Source organism: Burkholderia sp. KCJ3K979 (assembly GCF_016759955.1).
GTDB classification, from domain to species: Bacteria; Pseudomonadota; Gammaproteobacteria; order Burkholderiales; family Burkholderiaceae; genus Burkholderia; species Burkholderia orbicola.
This window is the reverse complement of the sequence record NZ_JACFYV010000097.1, coordinates 1-22,732: the sequence shown is the minus strand read 5'-3', so window position 1 is coordinate 22,732 and position 22,732 is coordinate 1. Positions and strand designations below refer to the sequence as shown.

Annotated in this window: 21 protein-coding genes and 1 other RNA gene; 8 read left to right on the top strand and 14 right to left on the bottom strand. The window is 68.1% G+C overall.

Translation table 11 applies throughout. The annotated features are described in order from the left end of the window. The 8 genes from H3O04_RS20465 to ffs all read right to left on the bottom strand — a co-directional run. Positions 1-421, bottom strand: a 421-nt coding sequence (locus H3O04_RS20465) for a LysM peptidoglycan-binding domain-containing protein (protein ID WP_202588334.1), incomplete at its 3' end; no start/stop codon positions are given. A gap of 5 nt (positions 422-426) precedes the next feature. Further along, a complete protein-coding gene (locus tag H3O04_RS20460) occupies positions 427-1,359 on the bottom strand; it encodes a protein-L-isoaspartate(D-aspartate) O-methyltransferase (protein ID WP_202588333.1) in 933 nt (310 codons plus the stop codon). Further along, positions 1,356-2,117, bottom strand: coding sequence for a 5'/3'-nucleotidase SurE (surE, locus tag H3O04_RS20455; protein ID WP_202588332.1), 762 nt, complete (start codon positions 2,115-2,117; stop codon positions 1,356-1,358). The genes H3O04_RS20460 and surE overlap by 4 nt, the downstream gene beginning before the upstream one ends. A 219-nt stretch (positions 2,118-2,336) precedes the next feature. Further along, positions 2,337-3,542: a CaiB/BaiF CoA transferase family protein gene (locus H3O04_RS20450; RefSeq protein WP_034174549.1), complete on the bottom strand. Its 1,206-nt coding sequence runs from the start codon at positions 3,540-3,542 to the stop codon at positions 2,337-2,339. Positions 3,543-3,590: 48 nt separating this feature from the next. Then, the gene (recR, locus tag H3O04_RS20445) at positions 3,591-4,187 is read right to left on the bottom strand and encodes a recombination mediator RecR (RefSeq protein WP_006478665.1); all 597 of its coding nucleotides are present in this window, start codon (positions 4,185-4,187) and stop codon (positions 3,591-3,593) included. Positions 4,188-4,218: 31 nt separating this feature from the next. Further along, positions 4,219-4,545, bottom strand: coding sequence for a YbaB/EbfC family nucleoid-associated protein (locus tag H3O04_RS20440; protein WP_006482124.1), 327 nt, complete (start codon positions 4,543-4,545; stop codon positions 4,219-4,221). 95 nt (positions 4,546-4,640) lie between these two features. Continuing rightward, positions 4,641-7,019 (bottom strand): DNA polymerase III subunit gamma/tau, encoded by a 2,379-nt coding sequence (locus H3O04_RS20435; RefSeq protein WP_202588331.1) that lies wholly within the window; start codon positions 7,017-7,019, stop codon positions 4,641-4,643. Positions 7,020-7,146: 127 nt separating this feature from the next. Then, positions 7,147-7,245, bottom strand: an RNA gene (gene ffs / locus H3O04_RS20430) — signal recognition particle sRNA small type. Positions 7,246-7,635: 390 nt separating this feature from the next. Here ffs and trxA point away from each other — a divergent pair. The 8 genes from trxA to H3O04_RS20390 all read left to right on the top strand — a co-directional run bounded on the left by trxA (position 7,636) and on the right by H3O04_RS20390 (position 16,241). Then, positions 7,636-7,962, top strand: coding sequence for a thioredoxin TrxA (gene trxA / locus H3O04_RS20425; RefSeq protein WP_006402348.1), 327 nt, complete (start codon positions 7,636-7,638; stop codon positions 7,960-7,962). A 194-nt stretch (positions 7,963-8,156) separates the two neighbouring features. Beyond that, entirely contained in the window at positions 8,157-9,419 is a 1,263-nt protein-coding gene (gene rho, locus H3O04_RS20420; RefSeq protein WP_006478662.1) for a transcription termination factor Rho, read from the top strand. A 128-nt stretch (positions 9,420-9,547) separates the two neighbouring features. Beyond that, positions 9,548-10,048 carry a MerR family transcriptional regulator gene (locus H3O04_RS20415; RefSeq protein ID WP_202588330.1) on the top strand — a complete coding sequence of 167 codons (501 nt, stop codon included), beginning with the start codon at positions 9,548-9,550 and terminating at the stop codon, positions 10,046-10,048. Next, positions 10,045-11,601 (top strand): MFS transporter, encoded by a 1,557-nt coding sequence (locus tag H3O04_RS20410; protein ID WP_202588329.1) that lies wholly within the window; start codon positions 10,045-10,047, stop codon positions 11,599-11,601. The genes H3O04_RS20415 and H3O04_RS20410 overlap by 4 nt, the downstream gene beginning before the upstream one ends. A 38-nt stretch (positions 11,602-11,639) precedes the next feature. Beyond that, positions 11,640-12,473: a zinc-dependent peptidase gene (locus tag H3O04_RS20405; protein WP_006478659.1), complete on the top strand. Its 834-nt coding sequence runs from the start codon at positions 11,640-11,642 to the stop codon at positions 12,471-12,473. 157 nt (positions 12,474-12,630) lie between these two features. Beyond that, positions 12,631-12,897, top strand: coding sequence for a type B 50S ribosomal protein L31 (locus H3O04_RS20400; protein WP_011549676.1), 267 nt, complete (start codon positions 12,631-12,633; stop codon positions 12,895-12,897). A 144-nt stretch (positions 12,898-13,041) separates the two neighbouring features. After that, positions 13,042-14,874, top strand: coding sequence for an ArnT family glycosyltransferase (locus tag H3O04_RS20395; RefSeq protein ID WP_175787969.1), 1,833 nt, complete (start codon positions 13,042-13,044; stop codon positions 14,872-14,874). 2 nt (positions 14,875-14,876) lie between these two features. Next, positions 14,877-16,241 (top strand): MATE family efflux transporter, encoded by a 1,365-nt coding sequence (locus tag H3O04_RS20390; RefSeq protein WP_077179207.1) that lies wholly within the window; start codon positions 14,877-14,879, stop codon positions 16,239-16,241. Positions 16,242-16,252: 11 nt separating this feature from the next. Here H3O04_RS20390 and lipA read toward each other — a convergent pair whose 3' ends face one another. The 6 genes from lipA to H3O04_RS20360 form a co-directional block, all read right to left on the bottom strand. Then, on the bottom strand, positions 16,253-17,218 hold the full coding sequence (lipA, locus tag H3O04_RS20385; protein ID WP_202588328.1) for a lipoyl synthase: 966 nt from the start codon (positions 17,216-17,218) through the stop codon (positions 16,253-16,255). Positions 17,219-17,220: 2 nt separating this feature from the next. Next, positions 17,221-18,336, bottom strand: a complete 1,116-nt coding sequence (locus tag H3O04_RS20380; RefSeq protein WP_202588327.1) for an acetoin dehydrogenase dihydrolipoyllysine-residue acetyltransferase subunit — start codon at positions 18,334-18,336, stop codon at positions 17,221-17,223. Between the two features lie 4 nt (positions 18,337-18,340). Then, the gene (locus tag H3O04_RS20375) at positions 18,341-19,345 is read right to left on the bottom strand and encodes an alpha-ketoacid dehydrogenase subunit beta (protein WP_006478653.1); all 1,005 of its coding nucleotides are present in this window, start codon (positions 19,343-19,345) and stop codon (positions 18,341-18,343) included. Positions 19,346-19,399: 54 nt separating this feature from the next. Continuing rightward, a complete protein-coding gene (locus tag H3O04_RS20370) occupies positions 19,400-20,383 on the bottom strand; it encodes a thiamine pyrophosphate-dependent dehydrogenase E1 component subunit alpha (protein WP_006478652.1) in 984 nt (327 codons plus the stop codon). A gap of 76 nt (positions 20,384-20,459) precedes the next feature. Next, positions 20,460-21,236, bottom strand: coding sequence for an SDR family NAD(P)-dependent oxidoreductase (locus H3O04_RS20365; protein ID WP_012328645.1), 777 nt, complete (start codon positions 21,234-21,236; stop codon positions 20,460-20,462). Positions 21,237-21,293: 57 nt separating this feature from the next. Next, positions 21,294-22,352 carry an ATP-NAD kinase family protein gene (locus H3O04_RS20360; RefSeq protein WP_012328646.1) on the bottom strand — a complete coding sequence of 353 codons (1,059 nt, stop codon included), beginning with the start codon at positions 22,350-22,352 and terminating at the stop codon, positions 21,294-21,296. Positions 22,353-22,732: the final 380 nt, after the last annotated feature.

Genomic DNA, 22,732 nt, shown 5'->3' with positions numbered 1-22,732 from the left:
TCAGCGGCGCGGTCGCGACCGCACCACCGACGATCGGCGCGGCGGCCGGCGTGCCCGCCACTGCAGCGCCGCCCGGCGGCGCCACGCGCAGCAGCTGGTCGACTTCGATCTGGTTCGGGTTCGCCAGATTGTTCCACGTCGCGATGTCGCGATAGTTCTGCCCGTTCTCGAGCGCAATCCGGTACAGCGTGTCACCCGGCTTCACACGATAGAAGCCCGGCGGCGGCGGACCGAGCGGCACCGCGGGCTGCGCAGCGGCGGTCGTGCCGAGCGACCCGGAGCGGTCGACGACGGGCGCGTTGTCGAGCCGCGTCGCACAGGCGGCCAGTAGCGTGGAGAACGCAGCCACACAGATCGCGCGCTGGGCGAACGTGAGCGGTTCCCTGGATCGGTTGTTTTGCATCGCGCGCAACATACTCATCGGTTTCAAATCACTCCGGATTTTAAAGGGACAAAGAAAACGCGATCAAGCCGGGACTCTCGCCATTGCGCGTGCGCGACGCGCTCGACGAGCGTGAGCACCTGGTGCTGCCCGCTCTGCGCGCCGACCGGCGCGACGAGCCGCCCGCCGATCGCGAGCTGCTCGAGCAGCGCCTGCGGCACGTCGAGCCCCGCCGCCGCGATCACGATCGCGTCGAACGGAGCCGCGGACGGCAGGCCGACACGCCCGTCGCCGTAGTGCAGACGGATGTTCGGCACGCGCAGCGGCCGCAGGTTCAGCTTCGCACGCTCGTAAAGCGGCTTGATGCGTTCAATCGAATACACGTCGCGTGCCACGTGACTCAGCACGGCGGCCTGATAGCCGCAACCCGTGCCGATCTCGAGCACGCGCTCGAGGGTGCGGCCGGCCATCGCGAGCTCGATCATGCGCGCGACGACCGACGGCTTTGAAATGGTCTGCTGGTGGCCGATCGGCAACGCCGAATCCTCGTAGGCCTGCGTCGCGAGCCCCGGATCCACGAACAGGTGACGCGGCACCGCGGCCATCGCGTCCAGCACGCGCGCATCGGTCACGCCGTTCGCGCGCAGCCGTTCGACCATCCGCTCGCGCACACGTTCCGACGTGAGGGCGAACGCGCCGGCCGGCGCGATGCTCGGCGCAGCCGGCTTCGGCAGCGCAGGCTTCAGCGCGGTGGGCTTCGGTGCGGTCGCCGGCTTCGCCGCGGCGATACCCGGCAGCGGCGCCCGCACGGCGGCCGGCTTCACCGCAACCGGCTTCAGCACGGCTGCGGGTTTGTCGGCGGCCTTCGGCAGCGCGCCCGCCGCCTGGCGTTCACCGGGCCGACCTTCCGACTTGCGTGGCGCTCGCTTGAGATCTTCGAGCGCGAGCGGGAACCGCTTCGCGCGCTCGCCGCTCATGAAGCCCGCCCTCCGGCGCGCGCCCATTCGCGCGTCGCGGGCAGCATCTGCGTATGCGTGAGATCGAGCTGCAGTGGCGTGATCGAGACGAAACCGTTTGCAACGGCGTGGAAATCGGTGCCCTCGCTGGCGTCCAGCGCCTCGCCCGCGGCGCCAATCCAGTAGATCCGCTCGCCGCGCGGGTCGGTCTGTCGAATCACCAGCTGCGACGGATGACGCTTGCCGAGACGCGTGACCTTCCAGCCCTTCAGTTCGTCGTACGGCAAGTTCGGAATATTGACGTTCAGCAGCGGGTTGCCCGGCAGCGGATGCGCGAGGTAGTGCGCGACGATTTCCGCGGCGACGCGCGCGGCGTCGGCCAGACGGGCCCAGCCCTTGTCGACCAGCGAGAACGCGATGGCCGGCACACCGAACATGATGCCTTCGGTGGCGGCCGCAACTGTCCCCGAATAGAGCGTGTCTTCGCCCATGTTCTGACCGTTGTTGATGCCGGACACGACGATGTCCGGCTTCGCGTCGGCCATCCCCGTCAGCGCGACGTGCACCGAATCGGTCGGCGTGCCGTTCACATAGAAGAAACCCGTACCCGCTGCGCGCTGCACCGACAGCGGCCGCGACAACGTGAGGGAATTCGACGCGCCGCTGCAGTTCTGCTCGGGCGCGATCACCGTAAGCTCGGCCAGCGGCTGCAGCGCTTCGCTGAGCGCGGCGAGACCGGGGGCGAGATAGCCGTCGTCGTTGCTGAGTAGGATTCGCATCCGGCGATTGTAACCGAGGAAAGATGGCGCGAGAGCGACAGTCCGGCCACCGCGGACGGGCGGGTATACGCATGGACATGCGGTGCGCCGCCGCACGACGCGGCGGCGTTCCGCGCGCTGGGGAAAACACCGGGCCGACCGGGTTTTCCGCCCAAAGAAAATCGCCTTCGGGAAACCCTCATTGGGAGGCCCGGCGCGCAGCGTCAGGCCTCGCAGCACTCAGATCGCGCCCGCCTCGCGCAGCGCGGCAATCGCCTGTGCGTCGTAGCCGAGGCCGCGCAACACCTCGTCGGTGTGCTCGCCGAGCTCGGGCCCGAGCCAGCGCGTTTCGCCCGGCGTGTCCGACAGCTTCGGCGTGATGTTCGGCAGCGGAATGTCGGTGCCGTCGGCCAGCTTGAAACGCTGGATCATCTGGCGCGCGACGAACTGCGGATCGGTGAACATGTCGGCCGCGCTGTAGATGCGCCCGGCCGGCACGTCGGCCGCATTGAGCACGATGAGCGCCTCGTCGATCGTGCGCGGCGCGAGCCACGCGGCGATCGCGTCGTCGATTTCCTGCGTGCGCGGCACGCGTCCGTCGTTTTGGGCGAGCGCGGGATCGTCGGCGAGGTCGTCGCGCTCGATCGCCTTCATCAGCCGCTTGAAGATCGGATCGCTGTTGCCGCCGATCACGATGCTGCCGTCTCGGCATGCGTACGTATTCGACGGCACGATGCCCGGCAGCGACGCGCCGGTGCGCTCGCGCACCATCCCGTACACGCCGTACTCGGGCACCACGCTTTCCATCATGTTGAACACCGCTTCATACAGTGCAACGTCGACCACCTGCCCCGCGCCGCCGTTGACCTTGCGGTGATGGAGCGCCATCAGCGCGCCGATCACGCCGTGCAGCGCCGCGATCGAGTCGCCGATCGAGATGCCGATGCGCGGCGGCGGCAGATCCGGATAGCCGGTGATGTGGCGCAGCCCGCCCATCGATTCGGCGATCGCGCCGAAGCCGGGCCGGTCGCGATACGGGCCCGTCTGCCCGTAGCCGGACAGGCGCACCATCACGAGACCCGGATTGTCGGCCGACAGCACGTCGTAGCCGAGCCCGAGCTTTTCGAGTAGGCCCGGGCGGAAGTTCTCGATCACGATGTCGGCCTCGCTCGCGAGCTGCCGCGCGATCGCCTTGCCGGCGTCGGCTTTCAGGTTCAGCGTGACCGATTTCTTGTTGCGCGCCTGCACCGACCACCACAGCGACGTGCCGCCCTGCTCCGGGTGGAGCTTGCGCCACTTGCGCAGCGGGTCGCCGCCGTTCGGATCCTCGATCTTGATCACTTCCGCGCCGAATTCGGCGAACAGCCGCGACGCGAACGGCCCCGCGATCAGCGTTCCGAATTCGAGCACTTTGACGCCCGCGAGCGGGCCCTGGCTGGTGCTCATGTGTCTCCCTGGCATGAGGAACGGGGCCGCCTACCGGCGGCGCCCGGCTTACATCGTGCGACGATCGAGCATTGCGCGGGCGATGGTGCCCGCGTCGACGTACTCGAGCTCGCCGCCCACCGGCACGCCGCGCGCGAGGCGCGTGACCGCCAGCCCGCGCGCCTTGAGCGTCTGGCCGAGGTAGTGGGCGGTGGCTTCGCCTTCGTTCGTGAAGTTGGTCGCGAGCACGACCTCCTTGACGACGCCGTCCGACGCGCGCCGCACGAGGCGGTCGAAATGGATTTCCTTCGGACCGATTCCGTCGAGCGGGCTCAGTCGGCCCATCAGCACGAAATACAGCCCGCGGTAGGTCATCGTCTGCTCGAGCATGATCTGGTCGGCAGGCGTCTCGACGACGCACAGCAGCGTCGGATCACGCTCCTCGTCGCTGCAGACCTCGCAGATCTGCGCCTCGGTGAACGTGTTGCACTTCTCGCAGTGCTGCAGGTGTTCGGTCGCGAACAGCAGCGACCGGCCGAGCCGCTCCGCGCCCTCGCGGTCGTGCTGCATCAGGTGAACCGCCATGCGCTGCGCGGATTTCGGCCCGACACCGGGCAGCACGCGCAACGCTTCGACGAGAGCGGACAAGGCGGACGGCTGTTTCATACGGCGGCAAAGAGTGGCAAGGACGCCGCGCTCAGAACGGCAGCTTGAAGCCCGGGGGCAGCGGCAGGCCCGACGTCATGCCGCTCATCTTTTCCTGCGACGTGGCTTCGGCCTTGCGTACCGCGTCGTTGAACGCAGCGGCGACGAGATCCTCGAGCATGTCCTTGTCGTCCGCGAGCAAGCTCGGGTCGATCGACACGCGGCGCACTTCGTTGCGGCACGTCATCGTCACCTTCACGAGGCCGGCGCCCGACTGCCCTTCGACTTCGATGAGCGCAAGCTGCTCCTGCATCTTCTTCATGTTTTCCTGCATTTGCTGCGCTTGCTTCATCAGTCCGGCGAGGTTGCCTTTCAACATGGGAATACTCCTTCTTGATCGTGTGAAAACCGGCACGCGGCGCATGCCGGCCAATGTGTGCGGGGCGTGATTGTGCCTGTCGCGGGGCGGTCAGTTCAATGGAGTGTGGGCGGCACACCGTCCGGCGCCGAATCGGCGAGCGGGCGCACCGACCCCTCGACGATGCGTGCACCGAAGTCGCGCACGAGCTGCTGGACGAACGGATCGCCGTGAATCTCCTGCTCGGCTTCGCGCTGGCGCGCCGCGCGCGCGGCCGCATCGAGCGCCGCCGCGGTGCGCCGTGCGGGCCCGACCTCGACGGTCACCTCGACCGGCTTGCCGAGCGCATCGACCAGCGCGGCCTTCAGCTTCGTCACCTGCGCGGCGTCCGCATACTGCGGCACCGGCACGGACAGTTTCAATGTGCTCGCATCGACGGCCGTCAGCTCGCTGTTGAACGCGAGCTGGTACGCGACGCCCTTCAGCGGCAGCCGTGCGGCGAGCGCCGGCCATTCGCCGTCGAAGCCGATCGGATCGAGCGCGATCGCGGGCGGCAGCGGCCGCGTGTCGATCGGCGCGGCCGGACGCGCGTCCGCCGGCTTCGGCGTCACGCGCACATCGTCGGGACCGCTGTCGAACACCGGCACGAAGCCGTCGTCGGAACCGCCGAACATTTCGTCGGCGCTGAGCGGCACGTAGTCGTCGGGCGGGATGTCCTCCCACGGCGGCGACGGTTGGCGCGACTCGGCTGCTTGCGGCGCGCGGGCAGCGGCACGCGGCGTCGGCACCTGGACGGCCGGACGCGGCGCGGCCGGCTTCTCGGCGGCCGGCTGGGCCGCCGCCGGTTTGGCTGTTGCGCCTGCGCGCCCGCCGCGGTCCGACGACACGCGCATCCCCGCATTGCGCAGCACGTCGAGCGCGGCGGCGGCACCGCCTGCGCGCGCCGCCGGCCGTGCGGCGGCCGGCTCGGGTAATGCAGCGCGCGGCGCCGGTTCGGCCTGCGGCGCCGGTTCGTCATTTCGCTGCACGGCGGCAACGGCAGGCGGCTCGGGTTCCTTCCGGGCGGGAGGCGGCATGTCGCCAGCGGGCGCCGCCTTCGTTTCCGGCTGCGACGGCTCGATCGCTTGTGCGTCGGCCGCTGTCGGTACCGAGGCTGCGGCCTCTGCCGGTGACTGGGCGGCAGGCGGCTTGGCGGCCGGCCGTTCGGCTTCATCTCTTGACTGCGCGGGCGTCGAACGGGCGACCGGCGCAACCGGTGCCGCCGGCGCCGCAGCTTGCGGACGCGCTGCGCTGGCGGGCGTGGCCGACACCGGCTTCGCCGCGGCAGCGGTCGGCGCCGCTGCAGCACGCGGGGCCGGCACGGCACGCGGCGGCACGGACGGCTGGCCGCCCGGCGCGCTGCCGGCGCCAACGGCCGGCTCGAATGCGAGCATCCGCAGCAGTGTCATCGTGAAACCGGCGTATTCGTCGGGCGCCAGGCCGAGCTCGGCGCGCCCGACCGTCGCGATCTGATAGAACAATTGCACCTGCTCGGGGCTCAGCGTCTCCGCAAAACGACGCAGGTCGGCCGCTTCCGGCCATTCGTCGAGCACCGAGCCCGGCGCGAACTGCGCCCAGGCGATCCGGTGCAGCAGGCTCGCGAGATCCTGCAGCGCGGTCGAGAACGACAGGCTGCGCAGCGACATCTCGTCGGCAATCGCGAGGATTTCCGGGCCATTGGCCGCCGCGAGCGCATCGAGCAGGCGCACCATGTACGTCTGGTCGAGTGCGCCGAGCATGCCCGACACCGCCGACTCGGTCACCTCGTTCGCCGAATAGGCGATCGCCTGGTCGGTCAGGGACAGTGCGTCGCGCATGCTGCCCTGCGCGGCGCGCGCAAGCAGGCGCAGCGCCTGCGGCTCGAACGTGATCTGCTCTTCGCCGAGGATCCGCTCGAGATGCGACACGATGTGCCCGGCCGGCATCTGCTTCAGGTTGAACTGCAGGCAGCGCGACAGCACGGTCACGGGGATTTTCTGCGGATCGGTCGTCGCGAGGATGAACTTGACGTGCGGCGGCGGCTCTTCGAGCGTCTTCAGCATCGCGTTGAACGCGTGATTCGTCAGCATGTGCACTTCGTCGATCATGTAGACCTTGAAGCGCGCATCGACGGGCGCGTACACCGCGCGCTCGAGCAGCGCGGCCATTTCATCGACGCCGCGGTTGCTCGCCGCGTCCATCTCGACGTAATCGACGAAACGGCCCTCGTCGATCTCGCGACAGGCGCGACACACGCCGCACGGTTGCGACGTGACGCCGGTTTCACAGTTGAGCGCCTTCGCGAAGATCCGCGACAGCGTCGTCTTGCCGACACCGCGGGTTCCGGTAAACAGATAGGCGTGATGGAGACGCCCGCCGTCGAGCGCGTGCGTGAGCGCCCTGACGACGTGCTCCTGGCCGACGAGCGAAGCGAAATCCTTCGGACGCCACTTGCGTGCGAGAACTTGATAGGTCATCGGGAAATTGTATCAGTAACGCTGCGTCGCGCCGACACGCGAAACGGTGCGGAAGACGGGCAAGAGGCAGGTCGAACGGAGTGTGACGCAGAAATAAAAAACGCCCTGCGAACGGGGCGAGGAGGAAGGTGACGAGCCCAACCCTCGGCACTGGCGGAAAACGATTGTGGCTGCTTCGTTCCCGACCTGACCAGGTTCACCGCCCCACCATGCGAGGAGGCCCGTCACGGCATATTCTATCACCGCTTCCGGACGAATGCGACCGTTTGTTCGCATCAATGCGAATATCGCCGGGCAAACCGGCGCGTCGCCCATTCATACGGGCTGGACGCGGCCTACCCCTTGCAATTGACGGACCGGCCTCCATCTGCATGGCACGACGGTCGAACGTCGCGTCGTACCCCTACTCGCGTAGCGGCTACTATCGCCGCCCGCAGCAGATAGCAATTTAGGCTAATATGACGCCCGAACGACCCGCGAGCCGCGGCATGCAGCGCTTACGCCCCTCCTTTCCGGAAAGGCGGAGTGACCTGCCGCAGCGGCCGGCAGCCTACGGCGGCCGGTACGCCGCAACGCGCAAGCAGGCAGTCCCCGAACCGTAAGAGGTATTGACCCAATGAGCGAACAGATCAAACACATCAGCGACGCATCGTTCGAACAGGACGTCGTCAAGTCCGACAAGCCCGTACTCGTCGATTTCTGGGCCGAATGGTGCGGCCCGTGCAAGATGATCGCCCCGATCCTCGACGAAGTCGCGAAGGACTACGGCGACAAGCTGCAGATCGCGAAGATCAACGTCGACGACAACCAGGCCACGCCCGCGAAATTCGGCGTGCGCGGCATCCCGACGCTGATCCTGTTCAAGAACGGCGCGGCCGCCGCGCAGAAGGTCGGCGCGCTGTCGAAGTCGCAGCTCACCGCATTCCTGGACAGCCACCTGTAATACTGGCAGTTCCGCGGACGTGTTGTCAGTCGGCAACACGTCCGCCGTCACGCCGCCGATCGCTCGCTCAAGCGCGAATCGGGCTATGCTAGAATTAAAAAACGTCGACAAGACGCATTTAAGTCTCTGAGCGCTTCCGCTCGCCCTCCTCCCTTATTTCTTTCGTCGCATCTCCTCCCTGGCGGGTTCTCCGTATGCATTTATCCGAGCTCAAGTCTCTGCACGTCTCCGAACTGATCGAAATGGCCAATGGCCTGGAGATCGAAAACGCGAACCGCCTGCGCAAGCAGGAGTTGATGTTTGCCATTCTCAAAAAGCGCGCCAAGACGGGAGAGACGATCTTCGGCGACGGTACGCTCGAAGTGCTGCCGGACGGCTTCGGCTTCCTGCGCTCGCCGGAAATGTCGTACCTCGCGAGCACCGACGACATCTATATCAGCCCGTCGCAGATCCGCCGCTTCAACCTGCACACCGGCGACACCATCGAAGGTGAAGTCCGCACGCCGAAGGACGGCGAGCGCTACTTCGCGCTGGTGAAGGTCGACAAAGTCAACGGGCAGCCGCCCGAGGCCTCGAAACACAAGATCATGTTCGAGAACCTCACGCCGCTGCACCCGAACAAGCCGCTGTCGCTCGAACGCGAAATGCGCGGCGAGGAAAACGTCACGGGCCGCATCATCGACATGATCGCGCCGATCGGCAAGGGCCAGCGCGGCCTGCTCGTCGCGTCGCCGAAGTCGGGCAAGACCGTGATGCTCCAGCACATCGCGCACGCGATCAAGCAGAACCACCCGGACGTGATCCTGTTCGTGCTGCTGATCGACGAGCGCCCGGAAGAAGTGACCGAAATGCAGCGCTCGGTCGCCGGCGAAGTGATCGCGTCGACGTTCGACGAACCGGCCACGCGCCACGTCCAGGTCGCCGAAATGGTGATCGAGAAGGCCAAGCGCCTCGTCGAAATGAAGCACGACGTCGTGATTCTGCTCGACTCGATCACGCGTCTCGCGCGTGCGTACAACACCGTGATCCCGGCATCGGGCAAGGTGTTGACGGGCGGTGTCGACGCGAACGCGCTGCAGCGTCCGAAGCGCTTCTTCGGCGCGGCGCGCAACATCGAGGAAGGCGGCTCGCTGACGATCATCGGCACCGCGCTGATCGAAACCGGCAGCCGCATGGACGACGTGATCTACGAAGAGTTCAAGGGCACCGGCAACATGGAAGTGCACCTCGAGCGCCGTCTCGCGGAAAAGCGCGTGTATCCGTCGATCAACCTGAACAAGTCGGGCACGCGTCGCGAGGAAATGCTGATCAAGCCCGAGATCCTTCAGAAGATCTGGGTGCTGCGCAAGTTCATCCACGACATGGACGAGGTCGAGGCGATGGAATTCCTGCTCGACAAGATCCGCCAGACGAAGAGCAACTCCGAGTTCTTCGACCTGATGCGCCGCGGCGGCTGATCGCCCCCGCTCCGCAATACGGCCGCCCGCGCACCCTGCCCGGCGGCCGTTTTTCGATCCCAACCTGAACGTGAACGTACAGGTTGATCTATAATCGCGTCATTGCCCCTTCGAATTCCCCGCACCCGATGCCGAACGATGCCGCCACCCCGCTCCTGACCGTCAGCGACGCCGCGTCACGACTCGGCGTCACGCCGCGCACGCTCAAATATTACGAAGAGCGCGGACTCGTCACGCCATCGCGCAGCGAAGGTCGCTACCGCCTCTACGACGAAGCCGACCTCGAACGCTTCGCGCGCATCCTGCGGCTGCGCGCGCTCGGCTTCTCGCTGCACGGCATCACCGAAATGCTGAAGCGTCCGCTGGAAGAAACGGGCGACGGCCGGCGCCGCTATTCGGATGCCTCGCTGCGCGACATCCGAACCGGCCTCGCCGAGCAGATCGATACGCTCGACCGGCGGATCGCGGCCGTCCAGCGCGAGCTGAAGGAAGCCGTCGCGCTGCGCAAGGAGTTGCAGCACGACATCGACTACGTCGAGCGGCGCCTCGCCGGCGAAAACGCCGATGAACTGATCGCGCTGCGGCGGGCCGAAGCCGGCGCGCGGCGCGCCCGCAAGGATCGCGAATGAACGCGGTGCCGGGCCGGCCGCCGCTATGGAGTCGCGCGAACCTGCGCGGGGACCTGTTCCCGTGGGCACTCGCGCTCGTCACCGGCATCGACTACTTCGACAACGCCGTCTTCTCGTTCTTCGCGAGCTACATCGCGGGCGGCATCAACGCGTCGCCCGACGAACTGGTGTGGTCGTCGAGCGCCTACGCGGTCACGGCCGTGCTCGGCATCCTGCAGCAGCAATGGTGGGTCGACCGGCTCGGCCATCGCCGCTACGTCGCGGGCTGCATGCTGATGTTCTCGTTCGGCGCGATCGCGGCGGCGCTGGCCGATACGTCGCTGGAGCTCGCGTTCGCGCGCGGCTTTCAGGGCTACTTCATCGGCCCGATGATGGGTGCGTGCCGGATCCTGATCCAGATCAGCTTCAAGCCGCAGGAGCGGCCGCCCGCGACGCGCGCGTTCCTGATCATGATCCTGCTCGGCAGTGCGCTCGCGCCGATCGTCGGCGGGCTGCTGGTCGCGCATTCGACGTGGCGCGCACTGTTCGCGTGCACGGCGCCGGCCGGCATCGCGTTCGCGATCCTCGCGTTGCTCACGCTGCCCGATTCCGGCCGCACGCCGGACGACGAACGCGGTTCCGGACATTTCTGGCCGTACGTCGTGTTCGCGCTCGCGCAAGGGGCGCTGCAGATCGTGCTGCAACAGGTGCATTACCAACTCTACAGCGGCTCGCCGATGCTGATCGTGCTGACGTTTGCCGGGCTCGGCGCGCTCGCATGGTTCGCGTATCACCAGTGGCACCATCCGACGCCGCTCGTGCGGCTGCATGCGTTCCGCGAGCGGACGTTCCAGGTCGGGCTGCTGCTCTACATGTTCTATTACTACGAGACGACGGGCTTCAGTTACCTGACGGCGCGGCTTCTCGAGGGCGGGCTCGGCTATCCGGTCGAGAATGCCGGGCGCCTGGTCGGCACGATGTCGCTGATCTCGGCCACCGCGCTGTTCGCCTATCTGCGCTACGCGAAATTCGTCACGCACAAGAAGTGGTTCGTCGTGCCGGGGTTCGCGATCGCCGTCGCGGCCGCAATGTGGATGACGCGGATGACGCCGCAGGTCGGCGAAGCCGCGCTGATCGTCCCGTTGCTGCTGCGCGGGCTGCTGCTGCTCTTCATCGTGCTGCCGGTCGCGAACCTCACGTTCCGGATCTTCGCGATCGACGAATACACGCACGGCTACCGGCTGAAGAACATCGTGCGGCAATTGACGATCTCGTTCGCGACGTCGTCGGTGATCATCGTCGAGCAGCACCGCCTGGCCGTCCATCAGACGCGACTCGTCGAGCGCGCGAGCGTGTTCGACCCGCTGTTCCAGCAGACCGTCGATGCACTGACGCGCAGCTATGCGGCCGCCGGCCACGCGCTGAACGACGCGCACGGCCTCGCGATCGCGTCGATCGCGCGGATGGTCGCGCAGCAGGCGTCGTTCCTCGCGTCGCTCGACGGTTTTTACTTCCTTGCGGGCGTCGCGCTCGTCGGCGGTCTCTTCGCGGCATGGCAAAAACAGATCGATTGAGTTAAAAGACAGGCTTTGGATTTTCGTCCGCCGCCTCCATGCTTTCGAAACTGACTCGCTGGTTCGACGACCGCCGCCGCGACCGCGCGCTGCGCAGCCATCCGGTTCCCGACGCGCTGTGGCAGGAAACCGTCGAGCGCCTGCCGTTCCTCGCCACCCTGCCGCCCGACGCGCTCGGCCGGCTGCGCGAATTGACGAGCCTGTTCGTCGCGAAAAAATCGTTTTCGACCGCGCACGGGCTCGAACTGACCGACGCGATGATCGTCGCGATCGCCGCGCAGGCCTGCCTGCCCGTGCTGAATCTCGATTTGTCGCTGTACGACGGCTGGGTGGGCGTCGTCGTGTATCCGGGTGAATTCGTGATCCGCAAGACGGTGCAGGACGAGGACGGCGTCGTCCATGAAGTCGAGCAGGATGCGAGCGGCGAGGCATGGGAAGGCGGCCCCGTGATCCTGTCGTGGGAAGACGCGCAGATGACGGACGGCCGGGACGCATACAACGTCGTGATTCACGAGTTCGCGCACAAGATCGACATGGTCAACGGCGCGGCCGACGGCTATCCGCCCCTGTTTCGCCGCTGGCATGCGCCGCACCTCGACGCGCAGGCGTGGGCCGACGTGTTCGAACATGCGTACGACCAGTTCTGCGCGCGCGTCGACGCGGTGCCGGATCGCGCATGGGCGCGCTTCGAGCGGGACTCGCTGATCGATCCCTATGCAGCCGATCACCCGTCGGAATTCTTCGCGGTGTGCAGCGAGGCGCTGTTCGTCCGGCCGAAAGCGTTCGAGTCCGAATTTCCGGAGCTGTACCGGCTGCTGGCGCGCTACTACCGGCAAGATCCGGCCGGCACCGGGGCCCTCGACGCACCGTGAAAATTATTCGTCAACCGTCTGATTTTCTGGCATAATCGCCGTTTTTCGACCTTAGGCAAGTGGCTCGCGCCGGGCTTGGCGTCGGCCGAATCGCTCCCATCGGGGCGGCTCGACACGGCAAGCGGCGGGTTGGCTACCGCTATCACCAAGGAAAATCATGAAACCTGGCATTCACCCGGACTACCGCGAAGTCGTCTTCCAAGACATGTCGAACGGCTTCAAGTTCATCACGCGCTCGACGATCCAGACGCGTGAAACCATCGAACACGAAGGCAAGACCTACCCGCTCGCCAAGATCGAAGTGTCGTCGGAATCGCACTCGTTCTACACGGGTCAGCAAAAGATCATGGACACGGCAGGCCGTGTCGAGAAGTTCAAGAACAAGTTCGGCGCACGCGCCAACGGCAAGGCTGCAGCAAAGTAAGCTTTGCACCGTTCCGGTGGTTGCTACGCACCGGTACCGCACGAAAGGGCAGCCCAGGCTGCCCTTTTTTGTCTCTGCTCGCCCGGAAAGACGCCGCCCGGCGCCCGGGAAACGACCTGACGCACAACAGCGGGCGCGACTACAATGCCGGATGCTCGAAACCGGCTCGACCGCGCGCCACCGCGCCGGCCGCCCGCCCATAACAAATCGCTCATCTGCATGAAGCCTGTCGTCCGTCTCACCGCCTCCGCCACGCGTGCGCTGCCACGCTGGCTGCTGCTCACGCTCTGCTTCGTCTACGCGGCGTTCGGCCTGTTCGGCCGCGACCCGTGGAAAAACGAGGACGCGGCGGGCTTCGGCGTGATGTGGACGATGGCCAAGGGCGGCTGGCACGACTGGCTGCTGCCGAACCTGGTCGGCAAGTTCATCACGACCGACGGGCCGCTCGGCTACTGGCTCGGTGCGCTGTCGATCCGCGGCCTCGGCCCGTGGGTCGACGCGAGCAACGCGTCGCGCGTCGATACCGGCGTGCTGTTCTGCGTCGCGTGCGCATTCGTCTGGTACGCGGCCTACCTGCTCGGCCGGCGCGCCGAGGTTCAACCGTTCAAGTACGCGTTCGGCGGCGAGCCCGAGCCCCGCGACTACGGCCGCACGCTCGCGGACGGCGCGCTGCTGGTGCTCGTCGCCTGCTTCGGCCTCGCGGAACGCGGGCACGAAACGACGCCGCAGCTCGCGCAGTTCGCGTGGATCGCGATGCTCGTGTACGGGATCGTACGCGGCATCGACAAGCCGCTCCAAGGCGCACTGTGGTGGGGCCTCGCGATCGGCCTCGTCGCGCTGTCCGGCAACCCGGTGCTGGTCGTCGCGCTGCTCGCGGGCACGGCCGCGCTGTGGCTCGTCACGCCCGAGATGCGCAACCTGCGCCTGCCGCTGGTCGGCGTGCCGCTCGCGGCCGCGATCTTCGCGCTGTGGCCGCTCGCCGCCTTCGTCGCGGCGCCCGACGACGCCGCGTGGTTCTTCAACCAGTGGATCCACGGCAGCCTGATGCGCTTTTCGGGTCCGCCGACGGCCGTGCTCGGCTATGCGGCGAAGAACCTGCCGCTGTTCACGTGGCCGGCGTGGCCGCTCGCGATCTGGGCGTGGTGGAGCTGGGCCGGCATGCGTCGCCGTGCGCACATCGCGATTCCGCTGTCGGTCGCCGTGCCGCTCGTCGCGCTCGTGATCCTGCAAAGCCAGCAGTCGAACCGCATGTACATGCTGCTGCTGCCGCCGCTCGCGGTGCTCGCGACGTTCGCGCTGCCGACCCTCAAGCGCGGCGCGATCAACGCGATCGACTGGTTCGCGGTGCTGAGCTTCACGATCCTCGGCACCTTCGTGTGGCTCGTCTGGCTCGCGTCGCTCACCGGCTTCCCGCATCCGCTCGCGCGCAACCTCGCGCGCCTCGTGCCCGGCTACGAGCCGCATTTCAAGATCCTGTCGTTCATCTGCGCGGTGATCGTCACTGTGTGCTGGTGCTTCCTCGCGCGCTGGCGCGTGTCGCGACAGCCCAAGGTGCTGTGGCGCAGCGTCGTGCTGTCGAGCGCGGGCACCACGCTGATGTGGGTGCTGCTGATGACGCTGTGGCTGCCGATCGTCAACTACGGCCGGACCTATCGCGACGTCGCGCAACAGATCGCCGTGCACCTGCCGTCCGACTACGAGTGCATTTCGCCGGTGCGGCTCGGCGACGCGCAGATCGCAACCTTCGCGTATTTCGGCAACATGCGCTTCGATTTCTCCGGCGACTGCGACGTGATCCTGCGTCAGGACCGCGCCGACTTCGGCGAGCCGAGCGCGATGTCGCAATACGTGTGGCGGCTCGTCTGGGAAGGCCGCCGCGTCGCCGACCGCGACGAGCGCTTCCGCCTGTACGAGCGCATCGAACGGCCGAAGACGCCCGTCAAACGTCGGCCGCCGCGCCGCCAGGCGGCCGATTGACGATGTTCGGCGACATCCGCCGGATCGTCGGTCTCGCGTGGCCGGTGCTGGTCGGCCAGCTCGCGATCATCGCGTTCGGCGTGATCGACACCGCGATGGTCGGCCGCTACTCGGCCGTCGATCTCGCCGCGCTCGGGCTCGGCTCGTCGATCTACGTATCGATCTACATCGGCCTGACGGGCATCCTGTCCGCGCTGCAGCCGATCACCGGGCAGCTGTACGGCGCGCGGCGCTATGCCGAGATCGGCGAGGAAGTGCGCCAGGCGCTGTGGCTTGCGCTGCTCCTCTCGATTCCCGGCTTCCTGCTGCTGCATTTTCCCGAGCCGCTGCTACGCGTCGCGCATGCGCCCGCCGCGCTGCACGATCGCACCGTCGACTACCTGCGCATCCTGTCGTACGGGCTGCCCGCCAGCCTCGTATTCCGCATCTACAACGCGCTGACCAACGCGGCCGGCAAGCCGCGGCTCGCGATGATCCTCCAGATCGGCGCGCTGCTGCTCAAGTTTCCGCTGAACGTGTGGTTCATCTTCGGCGGCTTCGGCGTGCCGGCGCTCGGCGGCCCCGGCTGCGGGCTGGCCAGCACGCTGATCAACTGGGCGCTCGCGCTGATCGGCTACACGCTGCTCGCGAAGCTCGACGTGTTCGCGCCGCTCGCGATCTTCTCGCGCTTCTGCTGGCCCGTCTGGGCGCGCCAGAAGGCGATCCTGAAGCTCGGCGTGCCGATGGGCCTGTCGTACCTGATCGAGGTCACGTCGTACACGTGCATGGCGCTGTTCATCGCGCAGTTCGGCACGACGACGCTCGCCGGCCACCAGATCGCCGGCAACATCGGCGCGGTGCTGTACATGACGCCGCTGTCGATCGGCGTGGCGGCGTCGACGCTGGTCGCGCGCGCGCTCGGCGCGGGACGCGCCGAGGAAGCCCGGCTGCTCGGCCGGCACAGCGTGATCTTCGCGTGCGGCGTGGCGGCCGCCTACGGCGTGCTCGTGTTCGCGCTGCGCCCGCTGATCATCGGCGGCTATACGCCGAACCCGGCCGTCGCCGCGGCCGCGATGCCGCTCGTCGCGATCGTCGCGTGCTACCACGTGTTCGATGCGCTGCAGGTCACGTCGGCGTTCGTGTTGCGCGCGTACAAGGTGGCGGTCGTGCCGACCGTGATCTATGCGGTCGCACTGTGGGGCGTCGGACTCAGCGGCGGCTACGTGCTCGGCTTCGACGTGGGCGGGATCGCGCCCGCGTGGCTGACCGGTGCGCGCGGCTTCTGGTTCGCGAACACGGTCAGCCTGATGCTCGCGGGCGCGGGGCTCGTGCTGTACCTGCGCCGCATCAGTCGCGCGCACGCCGCCGCGGCCGCAGCCACGGCCTGACGCGCGGCGCGCTACGCGCTCTCCAGCACGTCGGCCGCGTGATATGACGAGCGCACGAGCGGGCCGGCGACGACTTCCCTGAAACCGAGCGCGAGCGCCTCGTCGTGCCATGCGGCGAAAGCCTCCGGGCTCACGTAGCGCCGCACCGGCAAATGGTGTTCCGACGGCGCCAGATACTGGCCGAGCGTCAGCACGTCGACCTCGTGCGCGCGCAGGTCGCGCAGCGTGTCGCGCACCTCGTCGTCGCGCTCGCCGAGCCCGAGCATCAAGCCCGATTTCGTCACGAGCGTCGGCCGCGCGGCCTTCGCCTGCGCGAGCAGTTCGAGCGAGCCGCGATAGTCGGCGCCCGGCCGCGCCGCGCGATACAGCGACGGCACCGTCTCGATGTTGTGGTTGAACACATCGGGCCACGCCGACGACAGCGCGTCGAGCGCACGCGCCGCGCGGCCGCGGAAGTCCGGCGTCAGCACCTCGACGCCGATACCCGGCACGCTCGCGCGCACCGCCGCGATGCACGCGGCGAAATGCGCGGCGCCGCCGTCGCGCAGGTCGTCGCGGTCGACCGACGTGATCACGACGTAGCGCAATCCGAGCGCCGCCGCCGCGTCGGCCAGCCGCGCGGGCTCGTCGGGATCGAGCGGCTCGGGGCGGCCGTGCGCGACATCGCAGAACGGGCAACGCCGCGTACACAGCCCGCCCATGATCATGAAGGTCGCGGTGCGCTGCGCGAAGCATTCGCCGATGTTCGGACACATCGCCTCCTCGCAGACGGAATGCAGCCGATGCTCGCGCAGCACGGCGGCCATGTCGGCCACCGCCGCGCTCATCATCGGCCGCGCGCGCAGCCACGGCGGCTTCGGCAGCGCCGCGCCGGCCGCGGGCTCGACGCGCACCGGAATGCGCGCGAGCTTGTCGCGACTTCTCGCGCCGGGCTGGCCGAGCGCCGTGAGGCTGGGTCGTTCGAGCGCGGTGGTCATCGTCAGTCTCCGAGGAACGCGACGATCAGGCGGTTCACGTCGGCGGCCGCCTCCATCTGCACCATGTGCCCGCTGCCGGCGATCACCTCGGCGCGCACGCCGTCCGGCAAGCCCTGCGCATGCTGCGCGGGAATCACCTGGTCGCGCTCGCCCCAGATCACGAGCGTGCGCGGCGCCAGCGTCGCGAGCCGGTCGCGGAACACACGCCGCTGCGCGGCGCCGTCGAACGCGGCGTGCGCGATCTTCTCCAGCGCGGCCTGCACGCCTTCGATCCGCTTGTACTTGACGAGATCCTCGACGAGTTGCCGCGTAACCAGCGCGTCGTCCGCGAACAGCGCGCCGAGGTGCGGTTTCAGCGTGTTGCGGCTGTTGCCGGCGACGAAGCCGTCGATGTACGCGCGGTTGATGTCGGTGCCGAGCCCCGCGCTCGCGATCAGCGTGAGCGATGCGACGCGTTGCGGCGCGCGCTCGGCCACCGTCATCGCGACCGCGCCGCCCATCGAATGGCCGATCAGGTGCGCGCGCTCGATGTGCTGCGCGTCGAGCAGCGCGAGCACCGCGTCGGCCAGTTCGTCGAGGCTGCCGGTCTCGACCACCTTGCCCGATTCGCCGTGGCCGGGCAGATCGAGCGCCCACACCGGCCGGTGCGCGGCGAGCTCCGCGTGATTGAACAGCCAGTTGTTCAGGTCGCCACCGAAGCCGTGGATCAGCACGGCCGGCGTGCCCGAACCGTCGCCCAGCTTCAGGAAGCGGACCGTGCGGCCGCCGATCTGCGCCTTCTCCGGCTGCGGGCCGGCCGCCTCGTCGGACGCCGCGCTCGGCACGAAATCGCGCTGGAAATCAGCGATCGCCGCGTCGATGTCGGCATCGCTCGCCTCGGCGGCCGCGACGACGCCGAGCAGCGCGCCGACGGGCAGCGTCTCGCCCTCCTGCGCGACCTGCCGGCGCAGCGTGCCGTCGAATGCGCATTCGACACCCGACGAAATCTTGTCGGTCTCGACATCGAGCACTTCGTCGCCCTTCACCACGCGTTCGCCGACCGCCTTCAGCCAGCCGTTGACCTGCCCCTGCTCCATCGACAGCCCCCATTTGGGCATCGTGATCATGTGAATCGACATCGTGTCAGCTCCTCGTCTTGAGTACCGCCTGCGCGATCGCATCGGCGGACGGGATATACAGGTCTTCCAGCACGCCGGCGAACGGCGCGGGCGTGTGCGGCGCGGTCACGAGTTCGATCGGCGCCTCGAGCGACCGGAACGCGCGCTGCGCGACGAGCGCGGCGATGTCGGTCGCGATCGAGCAGCGCGGATTCGCTTCGTCGACCACCACCACGCGCCCGGTGCGCGCCGCGCTTTCGAGGATCGTTTCCTCGTCGAGCGGCGACGTCGTGCGCAGGTCGATCACGTCGCACTGGATGCCGTCCTTCGCGAGCGTCGCGGCCGCGTCCATCGCGAGATGCACCATCCGGCCGTACGTGACGATCGTCGCGTCGTCACCGTCGCGCATCACGTTCGCCTCGCCGAACGGAATCGCATAGGATTCCTCCGGTACGTCGCCCTCGCGCGTATAGAGCAGCTTGTGTTCGAGGAAGATCACGGGATCGTTGTCGCGGATCGCCTGGATCAGCAGCCCCTTCGCGTCGTACGGCGTCGACGGGCACACGACCTTCAGCCCCGGGATATGCGTGAACAGCGACGTGAGCATCTGCGAGTGCTGCGCGGCCGCGCGCAGGCCGGCGCCGTACATCGCTCGGATCACGACCGGCGTCACGGCCTTGCCGCCGAACATGTAGCGAAATTTCGCGGCCTGGTTGAAGATCTGGTCGAAACACACCCCCATGAAATCGATGAACATCAGTTCCGCGACGGGACGCATCCCGCACGCGGCGGCGCCGACCGCCGCGCCGATGTAGCCACCCTCCGACAGCGGCGTATCGAGCACGCGGCCCGGAAACTTGTGGAACAGCCCCTTCGTCACGCCGAGCACGCCGCCCCATGCGTCGTCCTCGCCCGGCGCGCCCGCGCCGCCCGCGTTGTCCTCGCCCATCACGATCACGCTGTCGTCGCGCGCCATTTCCTGCGCGAGCGCCTCGTTGATCGCCTGCGAATAAGTGATCTTCCTTGCCATGTCTGTCTCCTGGAATGTTCGGTTCGCCGTGCCGGCTGCGGTGTCAGCCCGCGCTCACGGATACGACACGTAGACGTCGGCCAGCAGGTCGGCGGCATCCGGCAACGGCGCCGCTTTCGCCTGCGCGACCGCGTCGTCGATCAGCGCCTTCACCTGTGCGTCGACCGCACGCAGGTCGTCGGTCGTCAGCGCTTCGGCGCGCACGACGCGCGTTTCGAAATGCTTCAGGCAGTCCTTCTCGTCGCGCAGCTTCTGCACTTCGCCCGGCGCCCGGTAGGTTTGCGCATCGCCCTCGAAGTGGCCGAAGTAGCGCGTGAACTTCACTTCGACGAGCGTCGGGCCGCCGCCGTTGCGCGCCCGTTCGACGGCCTCGCCGAGCGCCTCGTGCACCGCGAAGAAGTCGAAGCCGTCGACGATCACGCCCGGCATCCCGAACCCGTTCGCGCGATCGGCGATGTTGTCGGTCGCGACCGACCAGCTCGACGACGTCGCTTCCGCATAGCCGTTGTTTTCGGCGACGAAGATCGCGGGCAGCCGCCACACAGACGCGAGGTTCATCGATTCGAAGATCACGCCCTGGTTCGACGCACCGTCGCCGAAGAAGCACACGCCGACGCCGCCCGTCTTCTTGTGCTTGGCCGCGAGCGCCGCGCCGCACACGAGCGGGCCGCCCGCGCCGACGATGCCGTTCGCGCCGAGCATCCCCATCGACAGGTCGGCGATGTGCATCGAGCCGCCCTTGCCGCGGCAGACGCCCGTCTTCTTGCCGTAGATCTCGGCCATCATCCCGTGCACGTCGACGCCCTTCGCGATGCAATGGCCGTGGCCGCGGTGCGTCGTGGCCACGTAGTCGTCGAGGCCGAGGTGCAGGATCGTGCCGACGGCGGATGCCTCCTCGCCCGCGTACAGGTGAACGAAGCCGGGTATCTCGCCGGTCGCGAATTCGACGTGCAGGCGTTCCTCGAATTCGCGGATCGTGCGCATCAGCCGATAGGCGTCCAGCAGCTTGTCCCTGCCGAGCTGTGTCGAAGCGGTCATGTGTGTCTCCTGGTAGGTCTGACTGCGAATGCCGCCCCGGCCACGCCGTGGCGGCGGATTGCACGGCCTGCGGCCGTCAGTGGAACGTGAAGCCGCCGTCGACGTTCACGGCCTGGCCCGTCACGTTGTCCATCGTCGCGAAGAACAGCGCGAGCCGGCCCATGTCTTCCGGCGTCTGCGCGCGGCCCTGCGGAATCAGCGTCAACTGGTGCCGCTGCCACGACTGCTCGACCGATTCGCCGTCGGTCTTCCATTCGTCTGACAGCCGGTCCCACATGTAGGTACGGACGATGCCGGGGCAGATCGCGTTGACGGTCACGCCGTCGCGCGCGAGCTCCTTCGCCAGCGCGTTGGTGAAGCCGACCACCGCGAATTTCGATGCGCTGTAATGCGCGAGATTCGGAAAGCCTTCCTTGCCCGCGATCGACGCGACATTGATGATCCGGCCGCGCCCCTGCGCCTTCAGGTGCGCGAGCGCCGCCCGGCAGCCGAGGAACGTGCCCTTCGCGTTCACGTCCATCACGAAATCCCAGTCACGCTCGGTCAGTTCGGCGACCGGATGAATGCTGATCACGCCCGCGCAGTTCACGAGGATGTCGAGCCCGCCGAGGTCGGCGAGCGCCTGCGCGACCATCGCGTCGACCTGCGCGGCCTGCGTGACGTCGACCTTCGCGATCGCGGCCCGCCGGCCGAGCGCGCGCACCTCGCGCGCGGTGGCGTCGAGCGCGTCGTCGAGCAGGTCGGCCAGCAGGATGTCGGCGCCGGCGCCGGCGAGCGTCAGCGCGATGCCGCGGCCGATGCCGCGCGCGCCGCCCGTGACGATGGCGACCTGTCCTTCGAGAGGGGCTGTCATGGCGATGTCTCCTTGATAATCGTTTGGATTTCGAAACGTCTTCGTAAAACCGGCGCATCAGTCGTGCCACGCACCGGCGTCGCGCAGCAGTTGCCGCGACGACGCGTAGCGCAGCGTGCGGCCGACATCGACCGTCAGCGGCCCGTGCCAGTCGAGTGCGATCTCGTAGCGATCGCCACGCGCGACCTCGATCTCGCGCTCGCCGTCGAACGCGAGCGTGCCGCGCTCGAACGGAATCGCGTGCCACGTGCCCGGTTCGAGCCGCTCGCAACTGCGCATCACGACGCGGTCGACGCGCCCTGGCGCGATCGGCGCGACGAGCGGCGTGCCGGCCGCGTTGCCGGCTTGCGCGAAACGCATCGCGAGCCCGTGCGGCGCGCTGCGTTCGAGCGGCGCCCACGCGCCGCCGAGCGCGGACAGGCCGATGCCGTCCGGTTCCGCGAACGTCAGGTAGAGCGAATCGATGTCGTCGGAGCCGGAGATCGCGCGTGCGCCGATGAAGCGCTGCCGCGCGGCGCACACGTCGACGAGCGCGATCTCCTCGCGCCCCGGCTGCGCGCCCGCGACGCAGCGCACGACGAGCCGCTTGTTGCGCACGAACGCGACCTCGGCCGGCACGGCGCCGGTCGCGGCGAGTCCTGCGGCGACGCCGGCGACGGTCGCCTCGCGATGTTCGGGAAACGCGTTGTTGGTGCCGGTGGACAGCGCGACGAGCGGCGTCGCGCCGCAATGCGCGGCCACCGCGCGATGGGTGCCGTCGCCGCCGAGCACGACGATCAGCGCCACTTCCATCCGGTGCAGATAGGCCGCGCCGGCCTGCGTGTCGGCGACGCTATCGGTGATCGGCAAGTCGACGAATTCGACCTGCGGCCAGCGCTCGTGCGGCGCGACCGCGCGATGCGTGTCGATCGCGCGCAGCAGCAGCGTCGCGATACCCGTGCGGTCGCGCAGCGTCAGCACGCGCTCGACGCCCATCGCGCCAAGGCCGGCCAGCAGGCGCACGATCATGTTCGCCTTCTCCGCGGTCGGAAACACGGATGCATGCGTCGTGAGGCGGCGGATGTCGCGCCCCGAAGCAGGGTTCGCGATCACGCCGACGGTAACGGGCGTCGTCACGGATTTGTCTCCATCCAGTGGGCGGGGCCGGCGCATTGGCGCACGCATCGGCCCTGCCTGTTTCGTCCGCTGCCATCGACGGGCGGCGGATCGTCGTCGCCGACGCGATCGCACCGGCTTGCCCGTCATCTCTGCAAGCGGCGTGCCATCGTGCGTGCGATGGCCGCGAAACCCGCGTCAGCATTGGCGCGGCAGGCACGCGCGGAGTCGGGATGCTTGGCCATGACGACGCAGCGCGCATCGAATTCGCCGGAACGTCTCACGTCGTCGATACGGCGACGCGGTCGTCGCGGCACTCGCGCCTGCCCGGCGTTCCGCCCGCCAGCCCCGCGTTCACGCGGCGCCGCGCATGCAGCGCCGCGCCGGCCGGTCGCCGCACG